At 62.3% G+C, this 13,995-nt stretch carries 21 protein-coding genes and 1 tRNA gene; 14 read left to right on the top strand and 8 right to left on the bottom strand.

The window, feature by feature from the left end; genetic code table 11:
- Nucleotides 1–75: 75 nt before the first annotated feature.
- Complete coding sequence (locus ACWAT4_RS21250) at nt 76–1,623, bottom strand: carboxylesterase/lipase family protein (protein WP_449727949.1); 1,548 nt, start codon at nt 1,621–1,623, stop codon at nt 76–78.
- Between the two features lie 93 nt (nt 1,624–1,716).
- Between ACWAT4_RS21250 and ACWAT4_RS21245 the strand changes: the two genes are divergently transcribed.
- The 5 genes from ACWAT4_RS21245 to ACWAT4_RS21225 all read left to right on the top strand — a co-directional run bounded on the left by ACWAT4_RS21245 (nt 1,717) and on the right by ACWAT4_RS21225 (nt 4,826).
- Nucleotides 1,717–2,523, top strand: coding sequence for an AraC family transcriptional regulator (locus ACWAT4_RS21245; protein ID WP_449727948.1), 807 nt, complete (start codon nt 1,717–1,719; stop codon nt 2,521–2,523).
- A gap of 275 nt (nt 2,524–2,798) precedes the next feature.
- Complete coding sequence (locus ACWAT4_RS21240) at nt 2,799–3,095, top strand: HU family DNA-binding protein (protein WP_027542683.1); 297 nt, start codon at nt 2,799–2,801, stop codon at nt 3,093–3,095.
- 489 nt (nt 3,096–3,584) lie between these two features.
- Entirely contained in the window at nt 3,585–3,725 is a 141-nt protein-coding gene (locus ACWAT4_RS21235; protein WP_212303749.1) for a hypothetical protein, read from the top strand.
- A gap of 345 nt (nt 3,726–4,070) precedes the next feature.
- Nucleotides 4,071–4,421, top strand: a complete 351-nt coding sequence (locus ACWAT4_RS21230; RefSeq protein ID WP_212303748.1) for a GrlR family regulatory protein — start codon at nt 4,071–4,073, stop codon at nt 4,419–4,421.
- Between the two features lie 207 nt (nt 4,422–4,628).
- On the top strand, nt 4,629–4,826 hold the full coding sequence (locus ACWAT4_RS21225; protein ID WP_212303747.1) for a hypothetical protein: 198 nt from the start codon (nt 4,629–4,631) through the stop codon (nt 4,824–4,826).
- 1 nt (nt 4,827) lies between these two features.
- On the opposite strand, the gene ACWAT4_RS21220 is transcribed toward ACWAT4_RS21225, so the two are convergent.
- Nucleotides 4,828–4,953 carry a hypothetical protein gene (locus ACWAT4_RS21220; RefSeq protein ID WP_283841427.1) on the bottom strand — a complete coding sequence of 42 codons (126 nt, stop codon included), beginning with the start codon at nt 4,951–4,953 and terminating at the stop codon, nt 4,828–4,830.
- A 77-nt stretch (nt 4,954–5,030) separates the two neighbouring features.
- Nucleotides 5,031–5,495, bottom strand: a complete 465-nt coding sequence (locus tag ACWAT4_RS21215) for a hypothetical protein (protein ID WP_249149151.1) — start codon at nt 5,493–5,495, stop codon at nt 5,031–5,033.
- A gap of 45 nt (nt 5,496–5,540) precedes the next feature.
- Here ACWAT4_RS21215 and ACWAT4_RS21210 point away from each other — a divergent pair, with 45 nt between their 5' ends.
- A complete protein-coding gene (locus ACWAT4_RS21210; protein ID WP_212303745.1) occupies nt 5,541–5,825 on the top strand; it encodes a hypothetical protein in 285 nt (94 codons plus the stop codon).
- 72 nt (nt 5,826–5,897) lie between these two features.
- Here ACWAT4_RS21210 and ACWAT4_RS21205 read toward each other — a convergent pair whose 3' ends face one another.
- Entirely contained in the window at nt 5,898–6,062 is a 165-nt protein-coding gene (locus tag ACWAT4_RS21205) for a hypothetical protein (protein ID WP_200467923.1), read from the bottom strand.
- A gap of 270 nt (nt 6,063–6,332) precedes the next feature.
- On the opposite strand from ACWAT4_RS21205, the gene ACWAT4_RS21200 reads away from it, so the two are divergent.
- The 6 genes from ACWAT4_RS21200 (at nt 6,333) to ACWAT4_RS21175 (ending at nt 10,220) form a co-directional block, all read left to right on the top strand.
- Nucleotides 6,333–7,094, top strand: coding sequence for an SIR2 family NAD-dependent protein deacylase (locus tag ACWAT4_RS21200; RefSeq protein WP_212303744.1), 762 nt, complete (start codon nt 6,333–6,335; stop codon nt 7,092–7,094).
- Nucleotides 7,095–7,293: 199 nt separating this feature from the next.
- The gene (locus tag ACWAT4_RS21195; RefSeq protein ID WP_212303766.1) at nt 7,294–7,926 is read left to right on the top strand and encodes a cold-shock protein; all 633 of its coding nucleotides are present in this window, start codon (nt 7,294–7,296) and stop codon (nt 7,924–7,926) included.
- A gap of 164 nt (nt 7,927–8,090) precedes the next feature.
- Nucleotides 8,091–8,576: a DUF192 domain-containing protein gene (locus ACWAT4_RS21190; protein ID WP_449727947.1), complete on the top strand. Its 486-nt coding sequence runs from the start codon at nt 8,091–8,093 to the stop codon at nt 8,574–8,576.
- Between the two features lie 132 nt (nt 8,577–8,708).
- Nucleotides 8,709–8,785 (top strand) — tRNA-Pro (locus tag ACWAT4_RS21185).
- A 262-nt stretch (nt 8,786–9,047) separates the two neighbouring features.
- Nucleotides 9,048–9,257 (top strand): hypothetical protein, encoded by a 210-nt coding sequence (locus tag ACWAT4_RS21180; protein WP_449727946.1) that lies wholly within the window; start codon nt 9,048–9,050, stop codon nt 9,255–9,257.
- A gap of 492 nt (nt 9,258–9,749) precedes the next feature.
- Complete coding sequence (locus tag ACWAT4_RS21175) at nt 9,750–10,220, top strand: hypothetical protein (protein WP_212303741.1); 471 nt, start codon at nt 9,750–9,752, stop codon at nt 10,218–10,220.
- A gap of 154 nt (nt 10,221–10,374) precedes the next feature.
- On the opposite strand, the gene ACWAT4_RS21170 is transcribed toward ACWAT4_RS21175, so the two are convergent.
- Nucleotides 10,375–10,536, bottom strand: coding sequence for an RNA-binding protein (locus ACWAT4_RS21170; protein ID WP_249210130.1), 162 nt, complete (start codon nt 10,534–10,536; stop codon nt 10,375–10,377).
- Between the two features lie 337 nt (nt 10,537–10,873).
- Between ACWAT4_RS21170 and ACWAT4_RS21165 the strand changes: the two genes are divergently transcribed.
- Nucleotides 10,874–11,239, top strand: coding sequence for a hypothetical protein (locus tag ACWAT4_RS21165; protein WP_212427389.1), 366 nt, complete (start codon nt 10,874–10,876; stop codon nt 11,237–11,239).
- Between the two features lie 266 nt (nt 11,240–11,505).
- Here ACWAT4_RS21165 and ACWAT4_RS21160 read toward each other — a convergent pair whose 3' ends face one another.
- The gene (locus tag ACWAT4_RS21160) at nt 11,506–11,664 is read right to left on the bottom strand and encodes a hypothetical protein (RefSeq protein ID WP_212303738.1); all 159 of its coding nucleotides are present in this window, start codon (nt 11,662–11,664) and stop codon (nt 11,506–11,508) included.
- Nucleotides 11,665–11,970: 306 nt separating this feature from the next.
- On the opposite strand from ACWAT4_RS21160, the gene ACWAT4_RS21155 reads away from it, so the two are divergent.
- Entirely contained in the window at nt 11,971–12,165 is a 195-nt protein-coding gene (locus ACWAT4_RS21155; RefSeq protein WP_212303737.1) for a hypothetical protein, read from the top strand.
- A gap of 15 nt (nt 12,166–12,180) precedes the next feature.
- On the opposite strand, the gene ACWAT4_RS21150 is transcribed toward ACWAT4_RS21155, so the two are convergent.
- Nucleotides 12,181–12,606: a translational machinery protein gene (locus ACWAT4_RS21150; protein ID WP_212427390.1), complete on the bottom strand. Its 426-nt coding sequence runs from the start codon at nt 12,604–12,606 to the stop codon at nt 12,181–12,183.
- Between the two features lie 162 nt (nt 12,607–12,768).
- Nucleotides 12,769–13,947 carry an OpgC domain-containing protein gene (locus ACWAT4_RS21145; RefSeq protein WP_212445609.1) on the bottom strand — a complete coding sequence of 393 codons (1,179 nt, stop codon included), beginning with the start codon at nt 13,945–13,947 and terminating at the stop codon, nt 12,769–12,771.
- Nucleotides 13,948–13,995 lie beyond the last annotated feature (48 nt).

Genomic DNA, 13,995 nt, shown 5'->3' with positions numbered 1-13,995 from the left:
TTCACGATGAGGTGACGCATCATGTGGAAAACCCGTCGTGGGAACCACGCGGGGCGTGCTCTCGCGTTGCTACCGCTACGTCGCCTCGCGCCCGCGTCTCGGAAGCACACCGTGCTCTCTGAAGCTGCCGAGGAAGCCGAAGCGATCGGCGTGCGGATTTGGGCGGGCTTGGATGGTGTTGCCGAGGATCTGCACGACGTCGCTCTCGTCATGGGATGGCCAGGGCGGCAGGCCGGGTCCGTTGGGATCGCCGCGCGTCGCAAAGTTCACCCAATAGGCCATCATGGTCCGGGACAAAGCGCGGTCTGCTTCCGCCGGCGGCGTTGCGCAGCCGACGATCCGCTGCGGCGTCAGCGTGCCGAAGACGAAGGGGATCTCGGTGACGTGCGAGGCGATCGGCGTGTAGGGCGAGGTGTAGTTGAAATGGTAGCCGTAGACGGGCGCGAGCGTGCTGCTGCGATGCAGCCGCAGCACCTGCCAGCATTGCTCGCCAACCACCATGTCGCCGGTCAGCGCAGCGGCGGACGCCCGGGCCTGTTCGTCGGTGTCGGCGGGATAGTTCTTCAGGAAATCCGCCAGCCGGTCCGTGCCGAACATCCGTTCGGCCGCAGCGCGGAACGCTTGCGCCGTGTGATGAGGAAGCGATTGCGACATGAAGGGGAATTGCTCCGCACTGTTCCAGCCGGCGAGGAGGGGGATGCGCATCTGCTCGCCGCGCAGGAAGCGGCGCGCGGGCACGTCAGGCACGACGTGGCGATCGATGGTCGGGGAGAACGCCTGGGTGACATGGTCGCGCTCGAAACGCCATGGCGCGGCGGCATTCAATTGCTCGGCCGGAATCGCGCGCAACGTTGCGATCGATGCGCCTTGCCGGCGCGCGAAGGCGAGGCCGCGCGCGCGGGCTTCGTCATGACTTTGCAGCGGCCCGTGCCGGCCGTCCCAGAACGCGCCACTCTCGCAGATGGCCTTGTGGAATAGCCCGCGCGCGAGCGGCGAGGCCATGAGAATGCCGACGGCCATGGCGCCGGCGGATTCACCGAACAGGGTGACGTTGTCGGCGTCGCCGCCGAACGCGGTGATATTGGCCTGGACCCAGCGCAGCGCCGCGAGCTGATCCTGCAGGCCGTAATTGCCCGACGGCGCTTCCGCGTCGAGCTCGGGATGGGCGAGGAAGCCGAAGATGCCGAGGCGATAATTGAAGCTGACCACGACGACACCTTTCGCCGCGAGCAGGCGGCCGTCGGTGGCGGGATTGGCCGAGGAGCCGAACTGAAAGCCGCCGCCGTGAATCCACACCATCACGGGCCGCTTCTCGTCCGCATCGTTCGCCGCGGTCCACACATTGAGCGTGAGGCAATCCTCATCGCGCGGTCCCGGGCGCGGATCATCTGCGAGCGACGAGAGAGAGCTGGCGCCAAAGCCAAGCGCATCGCGCACGCCAATCCACGGCATCGATGGCTGCGGTGCACGCCAGCGCAAGGGCCCGACCGGGGGCGCAGCGTAGGGGATGCCCTTGAATGCGAGCACACCGCTCGCGTCGCTTGGCGCGCCGCGCACCTGGCCCGCCTGTGTGCGAATGGTTTGGCCTGGCCGGGCTGCTTGAGGAATGATCGAGCCATGCATGGTCGCACCTCCTGAGTTGAGCGAGGCGAGATCTAGCGGCTTTCCCGGTGGATGAATTCATGCATAATTCCAAGCGATCGCTAAAAACCGTCAATGATCTCGCAGAAACGCCGTTACCCCCTTCGTTATCCCTGGCTCGACCTGGACGTGGACGACCGCTCCGCGCCGGTCATTGCCGTGCGCGTCGATGCCGACGGGACCAAGGGCGAGGTACCCAAGCACAGCCATCGCAAGGGCCAGCTCGTGGTGTCGCTCGGAGGCGGCGTCACCACCAGCGTTCCCAATGGTCTGTGGATGGTGCCGCCGCATTGTGCGGTCTGGATTCCCTCCGGCATGCCGCACAGCAATCGCGCGACCGCGAATGCGCGGCTGTTCTTCGTTTACATCGAGGCGGAGCTGGTCGACTTGCCGGATCGCTGCTGCACCATGTCGATCTCGCCATTGCTGCGCGAGTTGATCGTCGAGCTGTCCGACGGCGCCCAGCATGACGAGGCGAGGCGGGAGCGCCTGATCGGCGTGCTGCTCGGCGAGCTGCCGCGCATGCCGATGCAGCAATTGCATCTGCCGCTGTCGGGCGAGCCGCGGTTGAAGCGCATTGCGGCGGCGCTGGCGGACAATCCGGCGGACCGCCGCACGCTGGCGGAATGGGCGGCACACGTCGCGCTCAGCGAGAGCAGTCTTGCGCGTCTCGTGGCGAAACAGACGGGGCTGACCTTCGGACGCTGGCGCCAGCAACTGCATCTGATCGTCGCGATCCGCGAGCTCGCTGCGGGCGCGAGCGTGCAGCAGGTCTCCGCCGATCTCGGCTATGAATCGGTCACGGCCTTCATCACCATGTTCAAGAAGGCGCTGGGAAAGCCGCCGGCGAAATATCTGAGCAGTGTGGCTCAGGAGACGTAGTCGCATGCAAATGTGGATGAGTCCGCAAGTCGGCCGAACTCTCTAGGGACATTGTGGAATTCGATTTGTCGCCGCCGCAGACGACGTTATCCGGGCGGGTTACATGGCGGAACTTCCGCCGAACTGCTGCTTGCGTTTTCAGCCTCAATGGGTTCTAAGCCCGGCTGCTTCGTGGCCGAAAGGCCTGAACAGACGCGGGCCCCGCGCAGTTTTACCGCTTCCCGGACAAAGCACCGTCGCGGCTCGCGCGCATCCAATTCAGAGGAAATCCAGACATGGCGAAGATGACCAAGACCCAATTGATCGATGCAATTGCGGAAGGCACGCAGCTTGCGAAGAACGACGTGAAGTCGGTCATCGAGTACATGGCGACGGTCGGTTACAAGGAGCTCAACGAGTCCGGTGAATTCGTTATTCCCGGTTTCGTGAAGATGTCGGTCGTCAACAAGCCGGCGACCGAGGCCCGCATGGGCGTCAATCCCTTCACTAAGGAGCCGATGCAGTTTGCCGCGAAGCCGGCGAGCAAGTCGGTCAAGGCCTCGCCGCTGAAGGTGGCCAAGGACGCCGTCTGATCCAGCCGTCGCGCGGTCCTGAGGCCGCGCAGGCCAGCGACACGGTCGGCAAAAAAGGGGAAAACCCCGCCTGGGGGAAGCGGGGTTTTCTGATGGGGGTGAAGCCTGGGGGAAGCTTCATCTATTAAGACAAGCCAGCGCTGAAAAAGTTCACGCGCAGAGCGCAAATCATCGTCCGTTTCTCAAAAGAAAAACCCCGCGCTTGCGCACGGGGTTCTCTTGCTGGCGGCGATGGGATTTCAGCGCCTGGCCGCCAGCGGTGCGTCTAACTTAAGGTTGAAAATCCAAAAAGCAACAGCGCCGCGGTGACGGAGTATGTTCGTCCATCGCGGCGCTGGCATATGACTGGGCGCTGAAATCCCCCAGCCTCCATAGGTCTGCGGCGCGCCGAAAAGGTTCAACGCGACATGAACAGGAAAATCCGGGTGCGTGGGCTGGACTTTTTGTTCTCATTTTGTTCTAGTGAGTCATCCGCTTGGGAGGTGACTCATGACTGTCGAGAAACAGCGCGAAGTGATCAGGCTCTGGAACCAGCTCAGGAAGGTGGAGGGCCCGGCCGCAGAAGAACTCCGCATCCAGATACTGGAATGCTTCTCGGAGAAGGGCAGCGCCAAGCGTGCGGCGGCTTGAGCGTTCTCGGCGTGAGGCGGCGAACGCATGACGGCGCGCCGCGTCATCGATCGTTTGGAAACGCGTCGCGCTGATCGGCCGCGCAAGGGCAAGATTGTCCGTGCCGCAAGTGCCGCCGCGAGCGCGATCGACAGCCGCATGAGAGGACACGTCCATGCGCGCGCTGCAAACCAATTGTTAGGAGTTGCTCCGCGCCGATTTCGTCGATTCCGATTCGTTCCTTGAGAACGAAACGGCGGCGAAGCCTGAACAAATATGGTCGCGGGGCGGCGATAGGCCCGCGCGTCATCGGCTCGACGCTTCCAGCGCCGCGCGCTATCGTCGTGCGTGACGGCGGGCGCATCCATGAAGAACGGCCTCTACTCGATCCACATCCACATGCTCGACGGCGTGAAGGGCCGCGACAGCGGCGTGTTGATCCTGCGCGATGGCGTGCTGCTCGGCGGCGGACCATACTTCTGGTCACGCGGGTCCTACACGGTCGGCGATGGCACCTGGAAGGGCGAGCTTGCCACCAACCAGCATTCGCCGTTCGCCGATCCACTTGTGAGGCCGCTGTTCGCCGGCACCGAAGCGACCAGCGGCTTCTCCGGCACGTTCAGCGGGGAGGGGGCCGAGGTGTACGGCACCGTGCTGGTCGCGGGCCATCGCAGCCTCGGCTTTCGCGCTTCGTTGAAGTGGCTGGCTGAAGCCTGAGGCAACCGGCGCAACTCTCGTTTGAGCATGATCGTTTCGGAAAGCCGCGGCCCGCTTTTTTCGGATCATGCTCCCTAACGAAAGCTTGCGGGGATCGCGATAACCCTATTCGGTTAGGTTAAAAGCCCAATCGCGTTGCGCTTGCGGCGCGTTGGGATAGGTGTCTGGCAACGACAACAAGAAAACCGTTTTTTGCCAAGCACCATTATGACCCCGTTTTTAGCACCGTCATTTTATCAGGGCGACCGCCAGACCTATCGCCGCGTCGCTCTCGTCGGGACGCTGTTCTGTCTCGCCTTCGTGGTGATCAGCTTTTCGCTGCGGCCGCAGCTCGAGGACACCCGGGTCGCGGTCAAGGCGGACCGGCTGGTCCGCACCGCAGGCCAGCCGCCGCACGCGAACTAGACTAGCGTTTGCCGCCATAGACCTCGTCGTCGGTGGAATCCCGAGGGCATGCGACACCGCTTGTCGCAAGCGCCACGAAGCCGGCATAGCCGGACAAATTGAGCAAAACTTCGAGCCAGGCGGGCATGGCAGGCCTCCTCGTGCGGAAGACCACCTCAACGTGTGTGCGCAATCCTTGTTCCGCGCTCGCTGAAGAAACGCTGCTCAGAGCGGCGAGGTGGGATCGAGCCGCCGGCCCAGCGTTGCAACCGATTCCGCCGAGGGCGAGTCCTTGAGGAACTCGGCTATGGCGCGGGCGAGCTCGCCATCACTCATCGGCGTTGACGGCGGGCGGAGCGCGCCGACGCCGAAATTGCGGACGATCTCGTCGTAATGCTGTGCGTTGTTTTTGGGAACAAGCTTGCGGATGCGCGCCAGCAAAGCGGATATCGGCATTGTTCCTCCTCGACCTCCGCCCCATTGGCAGCGATCCATGTCTGCTGCCATTTTTGTCGTTGAAACTGAAAACCCCGCCAGCACCGCGGAGATGCTGACGGGGTCTTCGTGCTGTTGCCTCGACCCGGATGGCGGAGGCTCCCGCACTTGCAGGGCCAATTCCCCGGCCTGGATATTGTTCCCTTCGGCGCGATATTTTTTTGGCGCAGTTCGGTTCCATGAGGCGCGAACCATCACGTGCGGTCCGCGTTGTCTCCGCGAGATGCGAAGGAGGAGATCATGAGGAAGACACTCGCAGTTCTGGCCACCGTCGCCGCCGTCGGCGTGACCGCTGTTGCGGCGCCGGCACCTGCTCAGGCGCGCGGCATCGGTCCGGGTCTGGCATTCGGGCTCGCCGCCGGTGCAATCACCGCGGGCGCAGTCGCCGCATCCCATCCGTATGGCTACGGCTATTATGGTCCGGGCTACGGCTATTACGACGGCCCGGCCTATTATGGCCCTGGCCCGTATGCCTATTATGGTGGACCGTACTATCGGCACCACCGCTACTATCGTCACTGGTAGCAGCTGATGAATCGAAAAGCCCGGAGCAGTGCTCCGGGCTTTTTTCGTGCGCATAAACGCCTGCGCGATGTCTTACGGCCAGAGCGAGGGCCGCTCCGCCTTGCGCGCGTTCTCGAGCGTCGACACAAAATATTCCTCGCGCTCGCGCTTGAACTTTTCCTGGGTGGCACGGAAGGCGGCGACACGGGCGGCAATCTCTTCGCGTTCGCGAATCTTGCGTTGTTCGTCTTCGGTCATGTCAAAATCCCCACTACACCTGAGTATGTGTGCACTTGTGAACTCAAGCGCTGCCGCCGCAATCACGTTGAGTCGCGTCAACACATGCATTGGCGCTTCTGATTGGGGCGTCAATGGGGAAGAGGCATTGCAGGATTGTGATAAGCGATGATCGGAAAAAATTGCCGCCCCATGACAGCGCACGACTTGCGCAGCGGTGGATAAGAACGTCAACAATCTTGTCGTTTGCACATCTTGCAGCTAGCGCGGCAGCAAATCAGGAGGCGGCGAGTGATTGCATCGGACCTTCAGAGCGGTGTCGAACGGCTCGGCGATATGATCGCGCGCGCCAAGATCATCGTGCCGTTCACCGGCGCCGGCATCTCGACCGAGTGCGGCATCCCGGACTTCCGCTCGCCGGGTGGAATTTGGACTCGCAACCGTCCGATCCAGTTCGAGGAGTTCGTCGCAAGCCAGTCAGCGCGCGATGAATCCTGGCGACGGCGTTTTGCGATGGAAGAGGTCTTCGCCGCAGCGAAGCCTGGCCGCGGTCATCGCGCACTCGCCGCACTCCATCGCGCCGGCAAGATTCCCGCGGTCATCACCCAGAACATCGACAATCTGCACCAGGCCTCCGGCTTCGCCCCCGATCGCGTGATTGAACTTCACGGCAACACCACTTACGCGCGCTGCATCGGATGCGGGCAGGCTTATCCACTCGACTGGGTGAAGCGCCGGTTCGAGCAGGACGGCGCCGCGCCCGACTGCACCGCATGCGACGAGCCGGTAAAAACCGCAACGATCTCATTCGGTCAGGCGATGCCCGAGGATGAAATGCAACGGGCGACCGAGCTGTCGCAGGCCTGCGATCTCTTCATCGCGATCGGTTCCTCGCTCGTGGTGTGGCCGGCGGCAGGCTTTCCGATGATGGCGAAGAACGCCGGTGCACGTTTGGTGATCATCAATCGCGAGCCGACCGAGCAGGACGATATTGCCGATCTCGTCATCCGCCATGACATCGGCGAAACGCTCGGACCCTTTGTCGGCAATTAAGGCGTTAGTTTGATTCGCGGCTGTGCAAGCTGTTCATAGGTTCCGGCGAATCTCTTTTTTATCTATGCGTCGCAACCGGGAGTGTTATCTTTTGAGTCGAAAGATTCGCGTCGCGTCGAAGTGAGAAGATTCTCTTAAGACGCGTGATTCGAGCACCGCCAATGTGGCGGGTTGCATGAAAGTTGTGGGGTCCGGGGTTATGGGGTCGTCGGACGGATTTGAGTCCAAGAAGCTGGGAGTTCCCGCGTCGGGCGAGCACAGCGCCGGTCGCGACAATACGCTCAGTCCCTTCACCGGGTTAGGTGAGGGGAGTGCCAACCTCGTCGAGGTCCACGGCGTCATCAAATGGTTCGACGCTTCAAAGGGCTACGGCTTCATCGTACCTGACAATGGCTGGCCCGACGTGCTCCTGCACGTTACCGTGCTTAGGCGCGACGGCTTCCAGACCGCCTACGAGGGCGCCCGCATCGTCGTGGAGTGCATCCAGCGCGCCAAGGGATACCAAGCCTTCCGCGTGGTCTCGATGGACGAGTCGACCGCGATCCATCCCGCGCAGATGCTGCCGCCGCGCACCCACGTCACGGTGACCGCGACCAGCGGGCTCGAGCGGGCGCAGGTCAAATGGTTCAACCGGCTGCGCGGCTTCGGCTTCCTGACTTGCGGGGAAGGTACTCCCGACATCTTCGTGCACATGGAGACGCTGCGTCGCTTCGGCATGACCGAGCTGCGGCCAGGCCAATATGTGCTGGTCCGCTTCGGGCCGGGCTCCAAGGGCATGATGGCGGCCGAGATCCATCCGGAGACCGGTTCACCGGGCCTGCAGTCGCACTAGCGGCTTCAAATTTCCGTATTCCTGAGCAGAAGCGCGCGGCCAGGGTCGCGCGCTTCTGGCTTTTGCGGTGGTGGCCGCGTAAGGATGTCGCGATCCGCAGCCGTTGGCCCGGTCCCTGCCGTTCCGAGTTTTCCATTCCGCGAGTCCTGCCGAGTTTCCTGCCCATGAACTTTGATCGAAAGGCCGCCTGGTCCCGTGCCCAGGGCTGGCTTGCCGCAATTCTCGTCGTTGTCGGCTTTGCCGTTGCGGGCGCGCCTGTTCGCGCCGCAAGCTTCCAGCCGCTTGAGATCGTCACCAAGAACGGCGTGCAGGTGTTCTCGGTGGAGATGGCGACCACGGAGGAGGAGAAGCAGACCGGGCTGATGTACCGCAAGGAGTTGGCGGACGGCAAAGGCATGCTGTTCGACTTCAATCCCGAGCAGGAAGTGTCGATGTGGATGAAGAATACCTATGTCTCGCTCGACATGATCTTCATTCGTGCTGATGGCCGCATCCTGCGCATCGCCGAAAATACCGAGCCGCTCTCGACCAAGATCATCTCGTCCAAGGGACCTGCCCGGGCCGTCCTGGAGGTGGTGGCGGGAACAGCGCAGAAATACGGCATCCGTCCCGGCGACCGCGTCGGTCACCCCCTGTTCGGCAGCAAGTAGGTCCTGACGGGCGCGGCCAAGGCCGCCGTCGTTGGCCGCCGGGAGAGCTTGCTGGCCCTTACTAAGCTTGCTGGCGCTTACTAAACTTGCTGGCGCTTGGGGAAGCGTGTATCGACGGGGCCGGTTGGATATCGGGGTATAGCGCAGCCTGGTAGCGCGGCAGTTTTGGGTACTGCAGGTCGTTGGTTCGAATCCAGCTGCCCCGACCAATATCTTCAAAGGCTTACAAGCCAGGCCTCAAAGTCGACTCTTCCCGGATTTTCGGATTGGGACGGTCAGGTGAGCGGGCGCCCCCTGTCCGGCCCCTTACGTATTAGCTGACGGCGACACGCCGCGGATGCCTGAGGGGTTTGCGTCGAAGCCGACAAGGACGGCTGGCGGTATTACGGGCCAAGAATTTCAACTGTTTGTGGCCTATGTTACAGACGGCGTCGCTGAAACCGCGCACTCTCCCAGGTGGAGGGCATGGGGATGCGGAAGTCAGTCGCGTTATCGCTCGGCGAGCAACGCCTTAAATCGATTGATCAGATCAAGCGACGCCTCGCGGCCATCGAGGACATGCAGAAACGACTTGCTGCTTATCTGCCAGTTCCGGAAAACAGCGTCTCGGCACCGCGCACGTTGCAACGGCCTCGCGATGGAAGCCGCCATGGCTTGAACGGTCGCTCGCCGGCTCCATAAAAGCGGTTGAGATTCTCGGCCGCCGCCGCCCGCCGATTCAACGCAATATGCCCGCGGGCGGGAGCGGCGCTGCGAAGCATCGATCTTCGGCTCACGTGCCTTGCCGGACAGGCTCTGCCGGGACTGGCGGCCGGGCCGTCGCGCATGCTTTTTTGGAGCGGCTGCAATCGCCGCGACGAAGCCGCAACGAAACAATCCACGACATCCGCCGGCGACATGCGCGCGTTAGTTTGACCCCTGTTTGGGGGCACTTTCGATGATCATACCTTTAGAACCGGCCAACGGCATCACCACATCAACTCGCGTTTTCAGCCTTGCGATCGTGACGCTCTTCAACCCTACCGGCCTCGTGTTGCCCTCGGTACCGGCGCACCGTGGCCTGAACGTCGCGATTTAGGCGGCGCCTACCCGAGCCTCGCTCGGTCGCGTCACAGGCGCGGTCCGCCTGCACCCATACCGTCTGCATTGCTCATTCAACATTAGGAGGCCAACATGCATCTTGCTCGCTTTTCCAAGTTCGCAATTGTCGCCGTGGCACTTGTTGCAGGAAATCAAGCCAAGTCAGCATCAACGAACTACGGCACCTACTATGACGAGTACACGTATACTAGCTGTGGAGCGAGTGGCTATTGCCGGCTCAATTTCTCGCAATTGTCGTCGACCAATCTGACGAGGATCAAGAAGATACATTGCACGGTGATCACACAGACCGCGCCGATCGTAGCGCGCTTGCAGGTCGCGGCAACAAACGGCGGAGGCCAGCTCGGGCGGGCTTTGCCATTACAACTTCCTCCGCCAAGCGCTCCGGTTTCTAATGGCGACATTTATACGTCCATACTGGTTGAGACCGATTGGCTGATCGGTCAATCAAGATTCCCCTACATTGAGGTTTTTCCGGTCAGCGCGACCCCTTTCTCCATTGAGTGCACGCTGATTGGGGAAACCGTTGCCCCAATTTCGTAGACCGAGGCCGAGCCCGCACGACCATGGGGAGCCTCGCCACTTCACCAACTGCGTCGTCTTGTCGTGTGACCGAAGCTGGCGGCCTGCCGAATGCAGCCGCCAGACCGACGCTCTCGTCTGCGGAAAGCCAGACCAATGCAGGTCCGCTCTTACATCAAGACCACAGCCAATCGACCAGACGCCAGGCCAGCCAACCGAGTGCGTAGATCCAGCCCACCATCGAGATCGCCGCGATCGCGAGCCAGCCCACTGCAAACAGCGATGTCCGGGGCTCTTCCAGCTCGGACAGTTTGTCGGTCGCATCAACTTGGCTCACAGCATCTCCTTGCCTTACGGGCCGCTGCTCATTGGTCTCCGCTCGCTCGCGAAAATTCACCGGCCGCGCTCCAACTCACATGGACGTGAGACGGGATGACTGTCCGTTCGTTGCCGGCGGGAACTGACACAGCGCCGCTCGCATGCTCAAACGGACAGGGTGGGAAAAACCTGCAACGCGTGGCGGGGGGATTGGTTGCTAGCCCGGAAGCGAAGATGCGGCGGGCGTCGCAGCTTTTTTTCGCGCTCGCAGCGCCTGCTTCGCGCATAGCCGGCGTTGAAGGGACGAGCAGGGCGCGCCAACGACGCCTTGCCCGCAACCTTCAGGCGAGGTCTTCATGTCGATCAGTGCGATTGCATCTTCCGCCGCCGCGGTAACCGCCACCCCGTCGGGCGCTGCGACATCGTCCTCGGCCTCATCCTCAGCAACCTCGTCGACCTCAGCGACATCGTCGTTGCAATCGGCGAGCGGCAACTCGGCATCGGGCGGTGGCGGCAGCGCATCCAAGACCATCGTCAGCGAGGTCTCCACCACCATCAACGGGATCACGACAACGACGATCACCTACTCCGACGGGACGACCGAGGTGGAGACCTCCGCCGCCAGCTCCCAGGCCAGTCAGGGCAGCCAGGCGGGACAGACCTATAATGCGCAAGGCGCGCTCAGCACCAGCGGTGCCTCGACGGCTGCGAGCGGAGTTTGAACGGGCGACGATCGGGCGCCTGGCAACGGCAAGGTATGGTCCGGAGGCGCGGTCACAAGCGGCGTCGCCACCTCAGCGTTTGTTTCTCCACTCGTGCGATTTCCGCAAGAAATCGAGCGGGTTAACGGGCGCAAAATGACCAAAGCTTTATCGAACCTTTGGCCGTCGTCATCGACATACGGATGTTGGGGATTTCAGCGCCCAATGCCTAACGGACGCCGCCAAGCGAAGATACTCCGCTTGCGCGGCGTTGCGCTTTTGGTGGCTCAATTCGAGGCGTGCCAGCCCGCCGGAAACGGGATCAACGGCCACACCGGATCATTGTCGTTGTCGGCCTTCGTCGACTTGTCGTGAGTTGGCTTGGCGGCCGGTGTCGGGGGTGGCGAGAACGTCGCCAGACGCAAATGCGCACATTGCAAATTCATGATCATCCACCTGCGCAATCAGCTTCTCAAAATTCAGTCTGAGTTCAAAATCACGGGGGCACGCACAAACGGCATGCTCATTCTCAAATTGCGCAAATATCTTAGGAAAGATGGCCAGGCGATTCAACCGGCAAGGCGGTTGCCTGCCGGCGGGTAAGGTTGATCGGTTAGGTTAAGCACGAGCTGTCGTTGCGGCCGTTTTGACGACTGGTATCAAAGCGGTCCCGGCACGCGACGACGCCCCTATCAGCGGCTCACACAAGATCACATTCGTCGCGGCGTTTCGTTTCGCGCGAGTTGTTCGTCATGGCTTTCGATCCCACCTCGAAAACTCTCCGCCAACCGTCGAACTGGGCTGAGATCTGGCACCTCTGGACCGTCATCGTGCCGCGCCGCTCGATCAACGGGCAGCTCGTCTACGGCAAGGTCTGGCGCCGTCACGACGGCCGTGACTGGATCTACAAGAAGTTCACCGAATATGACGGCGAGGCGGCGGCCTGAGGCGGAGGCGCGCCCTCAGCCCGCTTGCCGCTCGCCCGGGGCCGCTCCCGGTGCCTGAATGCGCGGCAGCGGCAATTTGAAATGACGCTTTGCGTAAGCGACGATCTCGTTGTCCGAGGGATGATCGGCTGCTTCCACCGCGGCAATCCGCTTGGCGACATCGGGCGCATGGGCACGAATGTGGCTGGCGAGCTCTGTCTTCGCGCCCGCCGGACCGATGATGAGGATTTCGCCCGCATCGGCGAGGGCCGCGGTGACCTCGGCATAGAACGTCTTGTCGGGGGCGGCATGGCCGCTGCCGATCTCGTTAGCCTTGTGATGAAGATGCCGCGTCGCCAAGTGCGGGTGCAACGTGACTTCGTCCGAGCCGCTCAGACCGAGATGGAAGATCCGAGCCTGCGAATGGTCGATCCAGACCACGGCGTGAAAATGAGAGGGCATGTGCTGGGCCTTGTCCGGGGGAGGCCGCCGGCATTCGGCGGCGCGTATCCAACCAACATTAGGCCTGCCGGTGCAGTCGCCGGTTGACGCAGGTCAATCCGGTCCCCGACAAGGCGGACATGGCAACGGAAAGCTGAACGCGCGCTTGAAAAAGCGCGCGTCTCAAGCGGCCTTCGCAGCCGGATTAGCCGCAGGCTTCGCCGGCGGCGGCTTCAGCGGCTTGTCCTGCCGCTTTGACCAGGAGATGTAATAGGCGACCGTCGTCATGATCGCGATGCCCGCGATAGAGACGAAGAGCTGCGCGAACAGCGAGCCCGAGCTCATCGACAGCTCGAAATGGCCGACGAACGACAGGAACACGCCGACGCAGAACACGGCGAGCGATTGCTGGCCGCAGACGATCACGGGATCGAAGATCTTCCACTCCAGTCCCGGCCAGTCCTTCGGCACAAAACGTATCACCATGATCACGATCACGACGAAATGGATGAAGCGGTAGGGTGCAAGGTTGGTCTTGTCGTTCGGGTTGAAGGCCGAGAACAGCCATTCCGGGAACATGCCGCCGAGGGCGGGGAAGCGGCCGGCCATGGTCATGACCAGCGCGAACAGCAGATAGCCGAGGCAGAGCCACAGCGTGATCGGCGAGTTGATCAGCGTCATCGAGCGGCGCGCACCGCCCATCGCGCACCAGGCGCCGAACACGAACAGCACCTGCCAGCAATAAGGATTGAAGTACCACTGACCGGCGGGATAGGCGTTCAGGTTCAGGCCCAAGTGACGCGCGGTCAGCCACAGGATGATGGAGAGTACCATCGTCAAATCGGGTTTGCGCAGCATGAACCACAGCACCGGCGGAAACAGGCCCATCAGCACGATGTAGAGCGGCAGCACGTCGAGATTGAGCGGCTTGAAGCGCAGGAACAGCCCCTGGCGCAGCGTCTCGGTGGCGTTGTCGACGAGGCCGGCGACATTGAACTCGTTGATCATCTCGGAATCGCCGAAACGCAGCGCGAGATAGCTGATCGAGGCGATGTAGATCACGAACAGGATGATGTGGGCGACGTAGAGCTGCCAGACCCGCTTGGTCAGGCGCGTGGCGCCGACGATGAAGCCGCGCTCCAGCATCATCCGCGCATAGACGAAGGAGGCGGTGTAGCCGGAGATGAAGACGAACAGGTCGGCGGCGTCGGAAAACCCGTAGTTGCGGGTCGTGATCCAGTTCACGACGTTGTCCGGGATGTGGTCGAGGAAGATCGCCCAGTTGGCGACGCCGCGAAACAGGTCGAGCCTGAGGTCACGGCCTTTTTCGGGCAGCGTGGCGTTGATGTTCAGGAAAGCCATGCGACGGAAGCTCTCGAAGGGGACAGATGCGCTGGAATGGGCGAGGCT

The organism is Bradyrhizobium sp. T-1, assembly GCF_053592855.1.
This window is presented reverse-complemented; position numbering and strand designations above follow the sequence as displayed.